Below are 16357 nucleotides of genomic sequence, written 5' to 3' on the forward strand. Positions count from 1 at the left end.
TCCACATGGCCGATCGTGCCCACGTTCACGTGCGGCTTCTTGCGCTCGAATTTTTCCTTGGACATGGTCTGCTACCTGTTTGCTTGAATGGGATATGGATTGTGAGGACCGAGGGCTGAGCGCTGAAGGGGCAGTATCGAAACCTTCGCTCCTGGACGCTCAACCTTTCTTGATGACCGCTTCGGCGATGTTGTTCGGCGCCTCGGCGTAGTGGTCGAATTCCATCGAGAACGTCGCGCGCCCCTGCGACATCGAGCGCAGCGTGGTCGCGTACCCGAACATCTCGCCGAGCGGAACCATCGCATTGATGACCTTGCCCGACGGCGAATCGTCCGATCCCTGCAACACGCCGCGGCGGCGGCTCACATCGCCCATGACGTCGCCGAGATAGTCCTCGGGCGTCACGATCTCGACCTTCATGATCGGCTCCAGCAGAGCCGGGCCGGCCTTGCTGAAGCCTTCCTTGAAGCCCATCGACGCGGCGATCTTGAACGCCATTTCGTTCGAGTCGACCTCGTGGAACGAACCGTCGACGAGCTTGATCTTGATGTCGACGACCGGGAAGCCGGCCAGCGGACCGCTGGTCATCGCCTCGCGGATGCCCTTGTCGACCGCCGGCACGTATTCCTTCGGTACCGAACCGCCGACGGTGAGGTTCTCGAACACGTAGCCCGCACCGCGTTCCTGCGGCTCGATCTCGAGCACGACGTGGCCGTACTGGCCCTTGCCGCCGGACTGGCGCACGAACTTGCCTTCCTGCCTGACTGCCTTGCGGATCGTCTCGCGGTAGGCGACCTGCGGCTTGCCGACGTTCGCCTCGACGTTGAACTCGCGCTTCATGCGGTCGACGATGATTTCGAGATGGAGCTCGCCCATGCCCGAGATGATCGTCTGGCCGGACTCCTCGTCCGAACGCACGCGGAACGACGGGTCCTCCTGCGCGAGGCGCGACAGGGCGATGCCCATCTTTTCCTGGTCGGACTTGGTCTTCGGCTCCACCGCCATCGCGATGACCGGATCGGGGAACGTCATGCGCTCCAGCGTGATCACGTCGTTCTGCGCGCACAGCGTGTCGCCGGTGGTGACGTCCTTCAAACCGACCGCCGCGGCGATGTCGCCGGCGCGGACTTCCTTGATCTCGTCGCGCTCGTTGGCGTGCATCTGCAGGATGCGGCCGACGCGCTCCTTCCTGCTCTTGACCGGGTTGTAGACGGTGTCGCCGGAGTTCAGCACGCCCGAATAGACGCGGAAGAACGTCAGCGACCCGACGAACGGGTCGGTCATGATCTTGAAGGCCAGCGCCGAGAACGGCTGGTCGTCGCCGGCGACGCGCGATTCCTCCCGCTCGTTCTCGTCCACGCCCTTGACCGGCGGGCGGTCGGACGGGGCCGGCAGGTAGCGCACGACGCCGTCGAGCATCGCCTGCACGCCCTTGTTCTTGAACGCCGTTCCGCAGAACACCGGAATCAGGGTGTTGGCCAGCGTTCCGGCGCGAATGCCGGCGTGGATTCCCTCCTCGTCGAGGGAGCCCTCTTCGAGGTACTTGTTCATGAGCTCTTCGGACGTTTCCGCGGCGGACTCGACCATGTGGTCGCGCGCCTGCCTGGCGGCTTCGGCCAGGTTGGCGGGAATGTCGCGATACTCGAACTTCATGCCCTGGGATTCCGCATCCCAGTAGATCGCCTTCATCTTGACGAGGTCGATCACGCCTTCGAAGCCGTCCTCGGCTCCGATCGGCACCTGCATCGGCACGGGATTGGCGCCGAGGCGGCTTTTCAGCTGCTCGACGACCTTGTCGAAGTCGGCGCCGGTGCGGTCCATCTTGTTGACGAAGGCGAGGCGCGGCACGCCGTACTTGTTCGCCTGGCGCCAGACGGTCTCGGACTGCGGCTGCACGCCGCCGACGGAGCACAGCACGAACACGGCGCCGTCGAGCACGCGCAGGGAACGCTCCACCTCGATCGTGAAGTCGACGTGCCCGGGGGTGTCGATGATGTTGAAGCGGTGCTGCGGAAACGAGCGATCCATGCCCGTCCAGAACGCGGTCGTCGCGGCGGACGTGATCGTGATGCCACGCTCCTGCTCCTGCTCCATCCAGTCCATCGTCGCGGCACCTTCGTGCACTTCGCCGATCTTGTGGCTGACGCCGGTGTAGAACAGGATTCGCTCGGACGTCGTGGTCTTCCCGGCATCGATGTGGGCCATGATGCCGAAGTTGCGATAACGTTCGATGGGAGTCGTGCGTGCCATGGGAAGGTTACCTCCGCGATCCTCCTTGATCGCGAGAATCATGAGACGGGCGTCCTGCCCGGACTTTCAGCTTCTGCAATCGTCCGTGATCGCGAAAACCGCCGGATCTGCTCTCCCGTTCGCCGGGGAGGTCGCGCCGTGGGCGCGGGCGGAAGAAATCGAGCGACGGCCCTCGGCCGTCCCACCCCCTCCCCCGCGTGCGGGAGAGGGAGGAAACCGCCGTTCTTACCAGCGGTAGTGCGAGAACGCCTTGTTGGCTTCCGCCATGCGGTGCGTCTCTTCGCGCTTCTTGACCGCGCCGCCGCGGTTCTCCGAAGCCTCGAGCAGCTCGGCCGCGAGCTTGCGCGGCATCGAGTTCTCGCCGCGCTTGCGCGCCGCGTCGATCAGCCAGCGCATCGCCAGGGCGGTACGGCGCGACGAACGCACTTCGACCGGCACCTGATAGGTGGCGCCGCCGACGCGACGCGACTTGACCTCGACCGCGGGGGCGACGTTGCTGAGCGCCTTCTCGACCAGGGTGATCGGCTCGGCGTGCTTCTCGCCGATGTGGTCGAGGGCGCCGTAGACGATCTTCTCGGCGACCGACTTCTTGCCGCTCTGCATCACCATGTTGATGAAGCGGGCGATGACCTGGCTGCCGTGCTTCGGGTCGGGCAGGAGTTCCCGGGTGGGGGTATTGCCTTTGCGTGACATAGATTCTTCTCAATGATGCGGCCATGCAGGCCGCTTGATACTCAAGCGCCGCAGCGCCTGTGGCCGTTGTGAATCGATCAGCCCTTCGGACGCTTCGCGCCGTACTTCGAACGGCTCTGGCGGCGCTTGGCGACACCGGCCGCGTCGAGGCTGCCGCGCACCGTGTGGTAACGCACGCCCGGCAGGTCCTTCACACGACCGCCGCGGATCAGGACCACCGAGTGCTCCTGCAGGTTGTGACCTTCGCCACCGATGTAGCTGATGACCTCGAATCCGTTGGTCAGGCGCACCTTGGCGACCTTGCGCAGCGCGGAGTTCGGCTTCTTCGGCGTCGTCGTGTAGACGCGCGTGCAGACGCCGCGACGCTGCGGACAATTGGCCAGCGCCGGGGAGGCGCTCTTGTAGGCCTTCGACTGCCGCGGCTTTCGAACCAGCTGATTGACTGTTGACATGCTTAGGACCGTGCTCGCGAAGCCCCCGGAGGGCTTCCTGGGTGGAGTTTTCTCGGGCAAATCCCGGAGGAAACAAAAGGCAGGCCGAAAAATCCGGCCCGCCGAGACAAAAAAGTATAACGTGCAGCCAACGGAACCGTCAAGATTCCGGGCCCGGCTCCCTGCACTCGAACACGAGGCGAATCCTTCGCCTCATTTCGATGAGTGGCGCCTCCCTCGGGAGGCGCATATTCGATCAAACCGCGCGATCGGCCGGCGAAGATCAGTGATCGCCGTCTTCGGCGACCGCCTCGGCCACCGAACTGGTGGCGCCGAGCGTCTCGCGCTCCAGGTCGGTCAGGGCTCCCTGCTTGCTGCGCCGCTGGGCGTGGTAAGCAAGACCGGTACCGGCCGGAATCAAGCGCCCGACTATAACGTTTTCCTTCAGGCCGCGCAACGAATCGCGGGTACCGCGCACCGCCGCCTCGGTCAGCACACGCGTGGTCTCCTGGAACGACGCCGCCGAGATGAACGACTCCGTCGCCAGCGAGGCCTTGGTGATGCCCAGCAGCACCGGCAGCATCTCCGCCGGACGCTCGTTACGCGCCTCGGCACGGGAGTTCTCCTCGATCAGGCGCATGCGGTCGACCTGCTCGCCGCGCAGATAGCGGGTGTCGCCGGCTTCGACGACCTCGATCTTGCGCAGCATCTGACGAATGATCGCCTCGATGTGCTTGTCGTTGATCTTCACGCCCTGCAGGCGGTAGACATCCTGGATCTCCTTGACCAGGTACGCCGCCAGCGGCTCGACGCCGAGCAGGCGCAGGATGTCGTGCGGATTCGGCTCGCCGTCGACGACCGTCTCGCCCTTCTCCACGTGCTCGCCTTCGAACACGATGACGTGACGCCACTTCGGAATCAGCTCCTCGTGCTCGTTGCCGTCCTGGTCCTTGATGATCAGGCGCTGCTTGCCCTTGGTGTCCTTGCCGAAGCTGATCACGCCCGAACGCTCGGCGAGGATCGCCGGCTCCTTCGGCTTGCGCGCCTCGAACAGGTCCGCGACGCGCGGCAGACCGCCGGTGATGTCGCGGGTCTTGGAGGTTTCCTGCGGGATACGTGCCACGACGTCGCCGATGCCGACCTCGGCACCGTTCTGCAGGCTGACGATCGCGCCGGCCGGCAGGAAGTACTGCGCCGGAATGTCGGTGCCCGGCAGACGCAGCTCTCCGCCCTTCTTGTCGACGATGCGGACCATCGGACGCAGGTCCTTGGCGCTGCTGCCGCGACGCTTCGGATCGGTAACCACCGCACTGGCCAGACCGGTCAGTTCGTCGATCTGCTCCTGCACGGTGATGCCGTCGGTGAAGTCGATGAAGCGGACCACGCCGGCGACTTCCGACACGATCGGATGCGTGTGCGGATCCCACTTGGCGACGAACTGGCCGGCCTTGATCGCCGCACCGTCCTTCGCGTCGATGACCGCGCCGTACGGCACGCGATAGCGCTCGCGCTCGCGGCCGTGCGCGTCCATCACCGACAGCTCGCCCGAACGCGACACCGCGACCAGATGGCCGGCGTTGTGCGCGACGGTCTTGAGGTTGGTGAATTTCAGCGTACCGGTCGTCTTGACCTGCACGTTGTCGACCGCCGCCGCACGAGACGCCGCGCCGCCGATGTGGAACGTGCGCATCGTCAGCTGCGTGCCCGGCTCGCCGATCGACTGCGCGGCGATCACGCCGACCGCCTCGCCGATGTTGACCAGGTGGCCGCGAGCGAGGTCGCGCCCGTAGCACATCGCGCAGACGCCGAAGCGCGCGTCGCAGGTGATCGGCGAGCGCACCAGGACGCTCTGCACACCGGCGGTCTCGAGCTTCTCGACCATCGCTTCGTCGAGCAGCGTGTTGCGCGTGACGATCGGATCCTCGTCGTTGCCCGGCGCGAACACGTCCTCGGCCACGGCGCGGCCGAGCACGCGGTCGCGCAGTGGCTCGACGACGTCGCCGCCTTCGACGATCGGCGCCATGGTCAGGCCGTTCGAGGTGCCGCAGTCGGTTTCGGTGACGACCACGTCCTGCGCCACGTCGACCAGTCGACGCGTCAGGTAACCCGAGTTCGCCGTCTTCAGCGCGGTGTCGGCCAGGCCCTTGCGCGCGCCGTGCGTCGAGTTGAAGTACTGCAGGACGTTCAGGCCTTCGCGGAAGTTCGCCTTGATCGGCGTCTCGATGATCGAGCCGTCCGGACGGGCCATCAGGCCGCGCATGCCGGCGAGCTGACGGATCTGCGCCGCACTACCGCGCGCGCCGGAGTCGGCCATGATGAACAGCGAGTTCATCGACTTCTGCTCGATCGTGTCGCCCTTGGCCGTCGGCACCTTGTCGGCGCCGATGCCCTTCATCATCGCCGCAGCGACCTGCTCGTTGGTGCGCGACCAGATGTCGACGACCTTGTTGTAGCGCTCGCCCGCGGTGACCAGGCCGGACTGGTACTGCTGCTGGATCTCGGTGACGTCCTTCTCGGCCGCCTCGAGGATGCCCTTCTTCTCGGCCGGGATCTTCATGTCGTCGATGCCGATCGACATGCCCGCACGCGTGGCGTAGTGGAAGCCCGTGTACATCAGCTGGTCGGCGAAGACCACCGTGTCCTTCAGGCCGAGTCGGCGATAGCAGGCGTTGATCAGGCGCGAGATGTTCTTCTTGGTGAGCTCGATGTTGGCCAGCGAGAACGGCAGGCCTTCGGGCAGGATCTCGGCCAGCAGCGCGCGGCCGACCGTGGTGTCGACCAGGGTCGTCTTCTCGCTGCGCGCGCCGTTCTCGTCGATCTCGACCTGGCGCAGGCGCACCTTGACCTTCGCGTGCAGTTCGACCGCGCGGTTGTCGTAGGCGCGATGCACTTCGGCCACGTTCGCGAACGCCATGCCCTCGCCCTTCACGTTCTCGAGGGCGCGCGTCATGTAGTACAGGCCGAGCACGACGTCCTGCGTCGGCACGATGATCGGCTCGCCGTTCGCCGGCGACAGGATGTTGTTGGTCGACATCATCAGGGCGCGCGCTTCCAGCTGCGCCTCCAGCGACAGCGGCACGTGCACGGCCATCTGGTCGCCGTCGAAGTCGGCGTTGAACGCGGTACAGACCAGCGGATGCAGCTGGATCGCCTTGCCTTCGATCAGCACCGGCTCGAACGCCTGGATGCCCAGACGATGCAGGGTCGGTGCGCGGTTGAGCAGCACCGGATGCTCGCGGATCACCTCTTCCAGGATGTCCCACACTTCCGCGCTCTCGCGCTCGACGAGCTTCTTCGCCGCCTTGATCGTGGTGGCGAGGCCGCGGCGCTGCAGCTTGGAGAAGATGAACGGCTTGAACAGCTCCAGCGCCATCTTCTTCGGCAGGCCGCACTGGTGCAGCTTGAGCGTCGGACCGACCACGATGACCGAACGGCCGGAGTAGTCCACGCGCTTGCCGAGCAGGTTCTGGCGGAAGCGGCCCTGCTTGCCCTTGATCATGTCGGCGAGCGACTTCAGCGGGCGCTTGTTGGTGCCCGTGATCGCACGGCCGCGACGGCCGTTGTCCATCAGCGCGTCGACCGCTTCCTGCAGCATGCGCTTCTCGTTGCGCACGATGATGTCGGGCGCATTGAGTTCGAGCAGGCGCTTGAGGCGGTTGTTGCGGTTGATGACGCGGCGGTACAGGTCGTTGAGGTCCGACGTCGCAAAGCGGCCGCCGTCCAGCGGCACCAGCGGACGCAGATCCGGCGGCAGCACCGGCAGCACGGTCAGCACCATGAATTCCGGGCGGTTGCCGGACTCGAGGAAGGCCTCGACCAGCTTGATGCGCTTGGACAGGCGCTTCAGCTTGGTCTCGGAGTTCGTCGAGGCGATCTCCTCGCGCAGCCGGATCAGTTCCTGGTTCAGGTCGATCGTCTTGAGCAACTCGTAGACGGCCTCGGCGCCCATGCGCGCGTCGAACTCGTCGCCGTGCTCCTCGACCGCCTGCAGGTACTGTTCCTCGTTGAGCAGCTGGCCGCGCTCGAGCGCGGTCAGGCCCGGATCGACGACCACGTAGGCCTCGAAGTACAGGATGCGCTCGATGTCGCGCAGCGTCATGTCGAGCATCAGGCCGATGCGCGACGGCAGCGACTTCAGGAACCAGATGTGCGCGGTCGGCGAAGCCAGCTCGATGTGGCCCATGCGCTCGCGGCGCACCTTGGCCAGGGTCACTTCGGTGCCGCACTTCTCGCACACGACGCCGCGGTGCTTCATGCGCTTGTACTTGCCGCACAGGCACTCGTAGTCCTTGATCGGACCGAAGATCGCCGCGCAGAACAGGCCGTCACGCTCCGGCTTGAACGTGCGGTAGTTGATCGTCTCGGGCTTCTTGACCTCGCCGAATGACCACGAGCGGATCAGGTCCGGCGACGCCAGCGCGATCTTGATCGAATCGAAATCGAGCGACTGGCGCTGCTGGTTGAACAGGTTCAACAGATCTTTCATTTCATGTCTCCGATGCGGAGGAATTCTTTCGTCGAGGGCTGAGGGTTGAGGGCCAAGGGCTGAAGATCGGCGGGCCTGCGAGCTTTTTCACGGCCCTCGACCCTCAGCCCCGAGCGCGCTAGCGCTCCTCCAGCTCCATGTTGATGGCGAGCGAGCGGATTTCCTTCACCAATACGTTGAAGGACTCCGGCATGCCCGCGACCATTTCGTGGTCGCCGTCGACGATGTTCTTGTACATCTGGTTGCGGCCGGAGACGTCGTCGGACTTGACCGTCAGCATCTCCTGCAGCGTGTACGCCGCGCCGTAGGCCTCCAGCGCCCAGACTTCCATCTCGCCGAAGCGCTGGCCGCCGAACTGCGCTTTGCCGCCGAGCGGCTGCTGCGTGACCAGCGAGTACGGACCGGTCGAGCGCGCGTGCATCTTGTCGTCGACGAGGTGGTTCAGCTTGAGCATGTGCATGTAGCCGACGGTGACCGGACGATCGAACGCCTCGCCGGTGCGGCCGTCGAACAGCGTCGTCTGGCCGGACTCGGGCAGATCGGCGAGCTTGAGCATCGCCTTGATCTCCTCCTCGAACGCACCGTCGAACACCGGCGTCGCCATCGGCACGCCGTCGGTCAGGTTCTGCGCCAGCGAGAGCATTTCCTCGTCGGTGAGCGACTTCAGGTTGACGTGGTGACCGGCGGCCGCTTCCTTGCTCGCGTGCGAGTTGTAGACCTCGTCAAGGAACTTGCGCAGTTCCGCGACCTTGGCCTGCGCCTTCAGCATGCGGTCGATCTTCTCGCCCAGGCCCTTGGCGGCCCAGCCCAGGTGCACTTCGAGGATCTGGCCGATGTTCATTCGCGACGGCACGCCGAGCGGGTTCAGCACGATGTCGACCGGACGGCCGTTCCTGTCGTACGGCATGTCCTCGACCGGCACGATCATCGACACGACACCCTTGTTGCCGTGGCGGCCGGCCATCTTGTCGCCCGGCTGGATGCGGCGCTTCACGGCCAGGTAGACCTTGACCATCTTCAGCATGCCCGGGGCGAGATCGTCGCCGGCGGTGATCTTGGCCTGCTTCGCCTTGAAGCGTCCCTCGAACTCCTCCTTGTGACCCTTGATCTGCTCCTGGGCGCGCTCGAGGAACTCGGCCGCGTCCTCGTCCTTCATGCGGATCGCGAACCACTCGTCCTTCTTCAGGCCGTCGAGGTACTCGTCGGTGATCTCGGCGCCCTTCTTCAGGCCGCCCGGGCCGCCGTTGGCGACCTTGCCGACGATCGCCACGCGCAGGCGGTTGTAGATCGCGCCTTCGAGGATGCGGAACTGGTCGTCGAAGTCCTTCTTGACGCGCTTGATCTCCATTTCCTCGATCTGGCGCGCGCGCTTGTCCTTCTCGATGCCGTCGCGCGTGAACACGGCCACGTCGATGACGGTGCCGTCCATGCCCGGCGGCACGCGCAGCGAGCTGTCCTTCACGTCGGACGCCTTCTCGCCGAAGATCGCGCGCAGCAGCTTCTCTTCCGGCGTCAGCTGGCTCTCGCCCTTCGGCGTGACCTTGCCGACCAGGATGTCGCCCGCCTTCACCTCGGCGCCGATGTAGACCACGCCGGATTCGTCCAGACGCGCCAGCGCCTGCTCGCCGACGTTGGGGATGTCGGCGGAGATTTCCTCCGGTCCGAGCTTGGTGTCGCGCGCCTGGCAGGTCAGTTCCTCGATGTGGATCGTCGTGTAGCGATCCTCCTCGACCACGCGCTCGGAGAGCAGGATCGAGTCCTCGAAGTTGTAGCCGTTCCACGGCATGAACGCGACCAGCATGTTCTGGCCGAGCGCCAGCTCGCCGAGGTCCGTGGAGGAACCGTCGGCCAGCACGTCGCCCTTCTCGACGCGGTCACCGACGTTGACCAGCGGACGCTGGTTGAGGTTGGTGTTCTGGTTCGAGCGCGTGTACTTGGTCAGCGTGTAGATGTCCACGCCGGCGTCGTTGTCGCCGATCTCTTCCTCGTTCACGCGCACCACGATGCGGCCCGCGTCGACCTGGTCGATCAGGCCGGCGCGCCTGGCCACCACGGTGACGCCCGAGTCGCGCGCCACGGCGCGCTCAATGCCGGTGCCGACCAGCGGCGTCTGCGAGCGCAGCGTCGGCACGGCCTGGCGCTGCATGTTCGCGCCCATCAGCGCGCGGTTCGCGTCGTCGTGCTCGAGGAACGGGACGAGCGCCGCGGCGACCGACACGGTCTGCATCGGCGAGACGTCCATGTAGTTGATCTCGCTCGACGGACGCAGCTCGGACTCGCCGTGGAAGCGGCACGAGACGTACTCTTCGGTGAACGAGCCGTCCTTGTGCAGCGGCGAGTTCGCCTGGGCGATGACGTATTCGCCCTCGTCGATCGCCGACAGGTATTCCACCTTGTTGGTGACCTTGCCGTTTTCGACCTTGCGGTACGGCGTCTCGAGGAAGCCGTAGTCGTTGGTGCGCGCGTAGACGGCGAGCGAGTTGATCAGGCCGATGTTCGGACCTTCCGGCGTCTCGATCGTGCAGACACGGCCGTAGTGCGTCGGGTGGACGTCGCGCACCTCGAAGCCGGCGCGCTCACGCGTCAGGCCGCCCGGACCCAGGGCGGACACGCGACGCTTGTGCGTGACCTCGCTGAGCGGGTTGTTCTGGTCCATGAACTGGCTGAGCTGCGAGGAGCCGAAGAACTCCTTCACCGCCGCCGCGACCGGCTTGGCGTTGATGAGGTCCTGCGGGGTCAGGCCGTCCGCCTCGGCGAGCGACAGGCGCTCCTTGACCGCGCGCTCGACGCGCACGAGGCCGATGCGGAACACGTTCTCGGCCATCTCGCCGACCGAACGCACGCGACGGTTGCCGAGGTGGTCGATGTCGTCGACGATGCCGCGGCCGTTGCGGATCTCGATCAGCACCTTGATGACGTCGAGGATGTCCGAGCCGGCGCCGAATTCCTTGACCAGCGACTTGGACAGCTCGTCGTTGCGCTCGCCGAAGTACTTGCCGTCGAAGAGGATGCCGGGGCCCTTGTCGTCCTTGCGGCCGACGCGGCGGTTGAACTTCATGCGGCCGACGCGATCGAGATCGTAGCGCTCGGACGAGAAGAACAGGTTCTGGAACAGGTTCTGCGCGGCGTCCTTGGTCGGCGGCTCGCCCGGGCGCATCATGCGGTAGATCTCGACCAGCGCCTCGAGCGGCGTGCGCGACGGATCGATGCGCAGCGTCTTGGAGATGTAGTCGCCGCGGTCGAGGTCGTTGACCCACAGCGTCGCGAGCTTGTCGACGCCGGCCTTGCGGAGCGCCTCCAGGTGCGCGTCGTTGATCTCGTCGTTGGCGGCGGCGAGCAGCTCGCCGGTCTTGGTGTCGACGACGTCGTGCGCGAGGATGCGGCCGAGCAGATACTCGTCCGGCACTTCCAGCGACTTGATCTTGGCGTTGTCCAGCTGGCGGACGTGGCGCGCGGTGATGCGCTTGCCGGCCTCGACGATGACGTCGTCGCCGACGCGCAGGTCGAAGTTCAGCGTCTCGCCGCGCAGGCGCTCGGCGACCAGGTCGAGCGTGGCGCCGTCCTTCTTGCCGAGGTGGAACACGTTCTTCTCGAAGAAGATGTCGAGCATCTCCTCGTTGGTGTAGCCGAGCGCGCGCAGCAGCACCGTCACCGGCAGCTTGCGGCGACGGTCGATGCGGGTGAACAGCGCGTCCTTCGGGTCGAACTCGAAGTCCAGCCACGAACCGCGGTAGGGAATCACGCGCGCGCTGTAGAGCAGCTTGCCGGACGAGTGCGTCTTGCCGCGGTCGTGGTCGAAGAACACGCCCGGGCTGCGGTGCAGCTGGGAGACGATGACGCGCTCGGTGCCGTTGACGATGAAGGTGCCGGTGTCGGTCATGAGCGGCAGTTCGCCCATGTAGACCTCCTGCTCCTTCACGTACTTGATCGCCTTGTTCGACGACTCCTTGTCGTAGATGACCAGACGCACGGTCACGCGCAGCGGCGCGCCGTAGCTCATGCCGCGCGAGCGGCACTCGCGCTCGTCGAACGGCGGCTCGCCGAGACGGTAGTTGACGTACTCCAGCGCGGCGCTGCCGGAATAGCTGGTGATCGGGAACACCGAGCGCAGCGCGGCGTGCAGGCCCTTGTCTTCGCGCTGGTTGGGATCGGTGTCGGCCTGCAGGAACTCACGATACGAGTCGACCTGGATGGCGAGCAGGAAAGGAACGTCCAGAACCGGCGGACGCTTGCCGAAATCCTTGCGGATTCGCTTCTTTTCGGTGAAGGAGTAGGTCGTCTGGGTCATGAGGAGCACACCTCGTACAACGTGCGGCGACGGCGAATCGCCGGGGAGAAAAACCGGGAGGGGGAAACGGACATCGGAAAGCGCAGGGAGCTCATATGGAGTCGTTTCTGCGCTTTCCCATGGCCGCTGTCTGAATGACCGCAACGGGCAAAGCCCGGGGGCTCGCGCCCCCAGGCTTCGTTGCCGTCATTCCCGCCGGAGCGGGAATCCAGTGACTGTCTATTGAAGCAAAATCGAGAGCTGGATCCCGTGTCGTCGACCATCCTTCGTCTGCACGGGATGACGGCATTCTGCCGTCACTTGACCTCGACGGTCGCGCCAGCGGCTTCCAGGTCCTTCTTGAACTTGGCCGCGTCGTCCTTGCTGACGGCTTCCTTGACGGTGGCCGGAGCCGACTCGACCAGGTCCTTGGCTTCCTTGAGGCCCAGGCCGGTGATCGCGCGGACGACCTTGATGACTTCGACCTTCTTCTCGCCGGAAGCCTTCAGGGCGACCGTGAACTCGGTCTGCTCTTCGGCCGGAGCGGCGGCGGCGCCGGCCGGAGCGGCGGCCACGGCGACCGGAGCGGCCGCGGAGACGCCGAACTTCTCTTCCATCGCCTTGACCAGTTCCATCACCTCGACGAGGGACTTGGACGAGATCGCTTCGATGATCTGTTCGTTGCTGAGAGACATGATTTCAAACTCCTGGATACGACTGTGTTAGTGGAATACCGAGTGACGAATGGCTCAAGCGGCCTGCTTCTGCTGGGCGACCGCATTCGTGGCGCGCGCCAGCTGGGCGGCGGGCTCCGAAAGGACGCGGACCAGCATGGTCGCGGGCTGCACCAGCACGCTGAGGAGCATGCTGAGCGCCTGATCGCGCGTCGGAAGCGAGGCGAGGACGTCGAGATGCGACGCCGGGTACGCCTTGCCGCCGATGGCGACCAGCTTGGCCTTGAGCTTGTCGTTGGCCTTGGCGAAATCCTTGATCAACCGGCCGGCTGCGCCGGGGTCTTCCTTCGAGAAGGCGTACAGCAGCGGACCCGTCAGTGCGTCCTGGACGCATGCGTAGTCCGTGCCTTCGACAGCGCGGGACACCAAGGTGTTTTTTGCCACCTTGAGGAAAACCCCGCCCTGACGGGCCTTCTTGCGCAGCTCGGTGAGCTGCCCGACGGTAAGACCGGCGTATTCGGCGGCGACCAGGGAATGTGCCTTGGCTGCCACATTCGCCAGTTCGGCAACGACCTCTTTCTTTTGCGCAAGATTGAGCGCCATTGCTTTCTCCGAACCGGGTTCCGAGGCGCTCCTGCGCCCGGTTCCCTGAAGCGTTCACGGTTCCGACTCCTTCGGATCCGCCGACGTCTCTCGACGTCTGCTTGGTGGCCGTTCCAGGATGTTCCTGTAGGGCTGCACCATCTACGCAGGCTTGTCGTTTAAGGCTTCCGCCGCCTGCGGTCTTTGACGGCCCTCGTTCGCACGAGGCGCCCTCAAAATTCCTTCCCTTCTCCCACCGGGAGAAGGTGGCGCATAGCGCCGGATGAGGGAAGTCGGAGTGAGGCACCCCACTTCGCTTGCCCTCACCCGCGCTTCCGCGCGACCTCTCCCGCGAGCGGGAGAGGGGACAACGAATCGCTTAAGCCGAGACGGTCGACGGGTCGACCGGCACGCCGACGCCCATCGTGCTCGACAGCGAGACCTTCTGCAGGAACACGCCCTTCGCGCTCGCCGGCTTGGCCTTGACCAGGTCGCCCAGCAGCGCGTTGAGGTTGTCCTTCAGCGCGGCGACCTCGAAGCTGGCCTTGCCGATCGAGCAGTGGATGATGCCGGCCTTGTCGTTGCGGAACTTGACCTGACCCGCCTTGGCGTTCTTCACCGCGGTGACCACGTCGGCGGCGACCGAGCCGTCCTTCGGGTTCGGCATCAGGCCGCGCGGACCGAGCAGCTGGCCGAGCTTGCCGACCACGCGCATCGCATCCGGGGTCGCGATGACGCGGCCGAAATCGAGTTCGCCGGCCTGCATGCGCTCGGCCAGGTCTTCCATGCCGACCGCGTCGGCGCCGGCGGCCTTGGCCGCTTCGGCCTTCTCGCCGGCCGGACAGAACACGGCGACCTTGACGGTCTTGCCGGTGCCGTGCGGCAGCATCACCGAACCGCGCACGCCCTGGTCGGACTTCTTCGCGTCGATGCCGAGGCGGATGGCGACGTCGACCGATTCCGGAAACTTCGCCTTGGCGCCGTCCTTGACGATCTTCAGCGCTTCTTCGACGGAATAGACCTTGCCCGGGGCGACGGTCTTGGCGAGAGCCTTGTAACGCTTGCTGATCTTCGTGCTCATCATCAGATCTCCGACACCAGGCCCATGCTGCGCGCGCTGCCCGCGATCGTGCGGACGGCAGCGTCCAGGTCCGCGGCGGTCAGATCGGGCTCCTTCGCCTTGGCGATGTCCTCGAGCTGCTTGCGCGTGACCTTGCCGACCTTCTCCGTGTTCGGGCGCTTCGAGCCGGACGTGATGCCGACCGCCTTCTTCAGCAGGATGGTCGCCGGCGGCGTCTTCGTGATGAAGGTGAAGGTGCGATCCGAGTACGCGGTGATCACGACCGGAATCGGCAGGCCCGGCTCCAGCTTCTGCGTCGCGGCGTTGAACGCCTTGCAGAATTCCATGATGTTCAGGCCGCGCTGACCGAGGGCCGGACCCACCGGCGGCGACGGATTGGCCTGACCGGCCTTGACCTGCAGTTTGATGTAGCCGACTACTTTCTTTGCCATTGGAATGACTCCTGGAGTTCAAGCGTCTGCACGTTCTCGCGAACTGCGGGACTCCTCCGCCTGTTTATGCGATCCTCCATGACCGCGAAGAACGGACCGGCATCCGTGCCGGACTTTTCATGAAAACGCCGCCTGCCTGGCGACGCTTACGCCTTTTCGACCTGACCGAATTCCAGCTCGACCGGCGTGGAACGCCCGAAAATCAGTACCGCCACGCGCAGGCGGCTCTTTTCGTAGTTGACTTCCTCGACCACGCCGTTGAAGTCGTTGAACGGGCCGTCGATGACACGGACCATCTCGCCCGGTTCGAACAGCACCTTCGGCCGCGGCTTGTCGACGCCTTCCTGCACACGCTGCAGGATGCCGTCGGCCTCCGAATCCTTGATCGGCAGCGGACGATCCGCCGTACCGCCGATGAAACCCATGACCTTCGGCGTTTCCTTGACCAGATGCCAGGATTCGTCGTCGATCTTGATCGCCTTGCCTTCGTCGTGCGTCTCGATCTGCACCAGCACGTAGCCGGGGAAGAACTTGCGCTCGCTGCGGCGCTTCTGGCCGCCGCGCATCTCGATCACTTCCTCGGTCGGCACCAGCACTTCGCCGAACTTCTCCTGCATGCCGGCGCGCGCGACGCGTTCCTTCAGCGACTTCGCGACCGCGTGCTCGAATCCGGAATAGGCATGCACCACGTACCAACGTTTGCTCATGCCGTCCTCAGCCTTCCAGTTTCAGCAGGTTGTCGAGCACCACCCACTTCAGGGTCAGGTCGATCAGGCCCAGCAGCAGACTGAGGATGATGACGACGACGATGATGACCAGCGTCGTGCGCAGCGTTTCCTCGCGCGTCGGCCAGACCACCTTGCGCAGCTCGAACTGCGATTCGGCCAGATACTCGCGCACTGAACGACCGAACGCGGTGAACGCCGCAACCGCGACGGCGGCGATCGCACCGGCCAGCATCACGCCCACGCGCGCCCAGCCGTTCCAGGTGTCGGCGAAGTAGTAGTAGGCGACGATGCCGGCCACCAGCAGCACGCCCGCGAGCGTCAGCTTGACGATGTCGAGCGCGTTGCTGCCGCCTGCTTTTTCGACCTTCGTATTCATGCTTCTCTTCGAAAGAGTGCGGCCACGAAGGGCCGCTTTTCCTTGCGGCCACGGAAGACCGCACGAATTAAGTGGCACGCCAGGAGGGACTCGAACCCCCAACCTGCGGTTTTGGAGACCGCTGCTCTGCCAATTGAGCTACTGGCGTGTGGGTGTACTTCCTGCCGTCCTCCGTGACGGCGATGATCGCTCCGGCATCCGTGCCGACCGTTTGAAAAGGTCCAGGAACGCGGAAGGGAAGCGGCTTCGCAGCGCGAAGCGGCTTCCCTGTGTTCTTCCGCGTTGTCGCTGGCTTACTGGACGATCTTGGCCACCACGCCCGCGCCGACCGTACGGCCGCCCTCGCGGATCGCGAAGC

Annotated in this window: 11 protein-coding genes and 1 tRNA gene; all 12 read right to left on the reverse strand. The window is 65.3% G+C overall.

Annotation, left to right across the window (positions count from 1 at the left end; all coding sequences use genetic code 11):
- Positions 1 to 159: 159 nt before the first annotated feature.
- Positions 160 to 2250 carry an elongation factor G gene (gene fusA, locus ACFO6Q_RS19645; RefSeq protein WP_380022894.1) on the reverse strand — a complete coding sequence of 697 codons (2091 nt, stop codon included), beginning with the start codon at positions 2248 to 2250 and terminating at the stop codon, positions 160 to 162.
- A gap of 225 nt (positions 2251 to 2475) precedes the next feature.
- Positions 2476 to 2943: a 30S ribosomal protein S7 gene (rpsG, locus tag ACFO6Q_RS19650; protein ID WP_380022896.1), complete on the reverse strand. Its 468-nt coding sequence runs from the start codon at positions 2941 to 2943 to the stop codon at positions 2476 to 2478.
- Between the two features lie 77 nt (positions 2944 to 3020).
- Positions 3021 to 3395: a 30S ribosomal protein S12 gene (gene rpsL / locus ACFO6Q_RS19655; RefSeq protein WP_291191687.1), complete on the reverse strand. Its 375-nt coding sequence runs from the start codon at positions 3393 to 3395 to the stop codon at positions 3021 to 3023.
- Positions 3396 to 3657: 262 nt separating this feature from the next.
- Positions 3658 to 7860, reverse strand: a complete 4203-nt coding sequence (rpoC, locus tag ACFO6Q_RS19660; protein WP_380022897.1) for a DNA-directed RNA polymerase subunit beta' — start codon at positions 7858 to 7860, stop codon at positions 3658 to 3660.
- 118 nt (positions 7861 to 7978) lie between these two features.
- Positions 7979 to 12148, reverse strand: coding sequence for a DNA-directed RNA polymerase subunit beta (gene rpoB, locus ACFO6Q_RS19665; RefSeq protein WP_380022899.1), 4170 nt, complete (start codon positions 12146 to 12148; stop codon positions 7979 to 7981).
- Between the two features lie 296 nt (positions 12149 to 12444).
- On the reverse strand, positions 12445 to 12822 hold the full coding sequence (rplL, locus tag ACFO6Q_RS19670; protein ID WP_380022900.1) for a 50S ribosomal protein L7/L12: 378 nt from the start codon (positions 12820 to 12822) through the stop codon (positions 12445 to 12447).
- Between the two features lie 54 nt (positions 12823 to 12876).
- Positions 12877 to 13404 (reverse strand): 50S ribosomal protein L10, encoded by a 528-nt coding sequence (gene rplJ / locus ACFO6Q_RS19675; protein WP_380022901.1) that lies wholly within the window; start codon positions 13402 to 13404, stop codon positions 12877 to 12879.
- A 358-nt stretch (positions 13405 to 13762) separates the two neighbouring features.
- On the reverse strand, positions 13763 to 14464 hold the full coding sequence (rplA, locus tag ACFO6Q_RS19680) for a 50S ribosomal protein L1 (protein ID WP_380022902.1): 702 nt from the start codon (positions 14462 to 14464) through the stop codon (positions 13763 to 13765).
- Positions 14465 to 14466: 2 nt separating this feature from the next.
- On the reverse strand, positions 14467 to 14895 hold the full coding sequence (gene rplK / locus ACFO6Q_RS19685) for a 50S ribosomal protein L11 (protein WP_291191704.1): 429 nt from the start codon (positions 14893 to 14895) through the stop codon (positions 14467 to 14469).
- A gap of 146 nt (positions 14896 to 15041) precedes the next feature.
- Positions 15042 to 15602, reverse strand: coding sequence for a transcription termination/antitermination protein NusG (gene nusG, locus ACFO6Q_RS19690; RefSeq protein ID WP_380022904.1), 561 nt, complete (start codon positions 15600 to 15602; stop codon positions 15042 to 15044).
- A gap of 7 nt (positions 15603 to 15609) precedes the next feature.
- Entirely contained in the window at positions 15610 to 15999 is a 390-nt protein-coding gene (gene secE / locus ACFO6Q_RS19695) for a preprotein translocase subunit SecE (RefSeq protein ID WP_380022905.1), read from the reverse strand.
- Positions 16000 to 16071: 72 nt separating this feature from the next.
- Positions 16072 to 16147 (reverse strand) — tRNA-Trp (locus tag ACFO6Q_RS19700).
- Positions 16148 to 16357: the final 210 nt, after the last annotated feature.

The organism is Dokdonella ginsengisoli (assembly GCF_042652785.1).
Taxonomy (GTDB): domain Bacteria; phylum Pseudomonadota; class Gammaproteobacteria; order Xanthomonadales; family Rhodanobacteraceae; genus Dokdonella_A; species Dokdonella_A ginsengisoli.

What these genes read in the sequence shown, in the direction of transcription:
- fusA (WP_380022894.1), bottom strand. Translation starts at nt 2,250, where the DNA reads ATGGCACGCACGACTCCCATCGAACGTTATCGCAACTTCGGCATCATG.
- rpsG (WP_380022896.1), bottom strand. Translation starts at nt 2,943, where the DNA reads ATGTCACGCAAAGGCAATACCCCCACCCGGGAACTCCTGCCCGACCCG.
- rpsL (WP_291191687.1), bottom strand. Translation starts at nt 3,395, where the DNA reads ATGTCAACAGTCAATCAGCTGGTTCGAAAGCCGCGGCAGTCGAAGGCC.
- rpoC (WP_380022897.1), bottom strand. Translation starts at nt 7,860, where the DNA reads ATGAAAGATCTGTTGAACCTGTTCAACCAGCAGCGCCAGTCGCTCGAT.
- rpoB (WP_380022899.1), bottom strand. Translation starts at nt 12,148, where the DNA reads ATGACCCAGACGACCTACTCCTTCACCGAAAAGAAGCGAATCCGCAAG.
- rplL (WP_380022900.1), bottom strand. Translation starts at nt 12,822, where the DNA reads ATGTCTCTCAGCAACGAACAGATCATCGAAGCGATCTCGTCCAAGTCC.
- rplJ (WP_380022901.1), bottom strand. Translation starts at nt 13,404, where the DNA reads ATGGCGCTCAATCTTGCGCAAAAGAAAGAGGTCGTTGCCGAACTGGCG.
- rplA (WP_380022902.1), bottom strand. Translation starts at nt 14,464, where the DNA reads ATGAGCACGAAGATCAGCAAGCGTTACAAGGCTCTCGCCAAGACCGTC.
- rplK (WP_291191704.1), bottom strand. Translation starts at nt 14,895, where the DNA reads ATGGCAAAGAAAGTAGTCGGCTACATCAAACTGCAGGTCAAGGCCGGT.
- nusG (WP_380022904.1), bottom strand. Translation starts at nt 15,602, where the DNA reads ATGAGCAAACGTTGGTACGTGGTGCATGCCTATTCCGGATTCGAGCAC.
- secE (WP_380022905.1), bottom strand. Translation starts at nt 15,999, where the DNA reads ATGAATACGAAGGTCGAAAAAGCAGGCGGCAGCAACGCGCTCGACATC.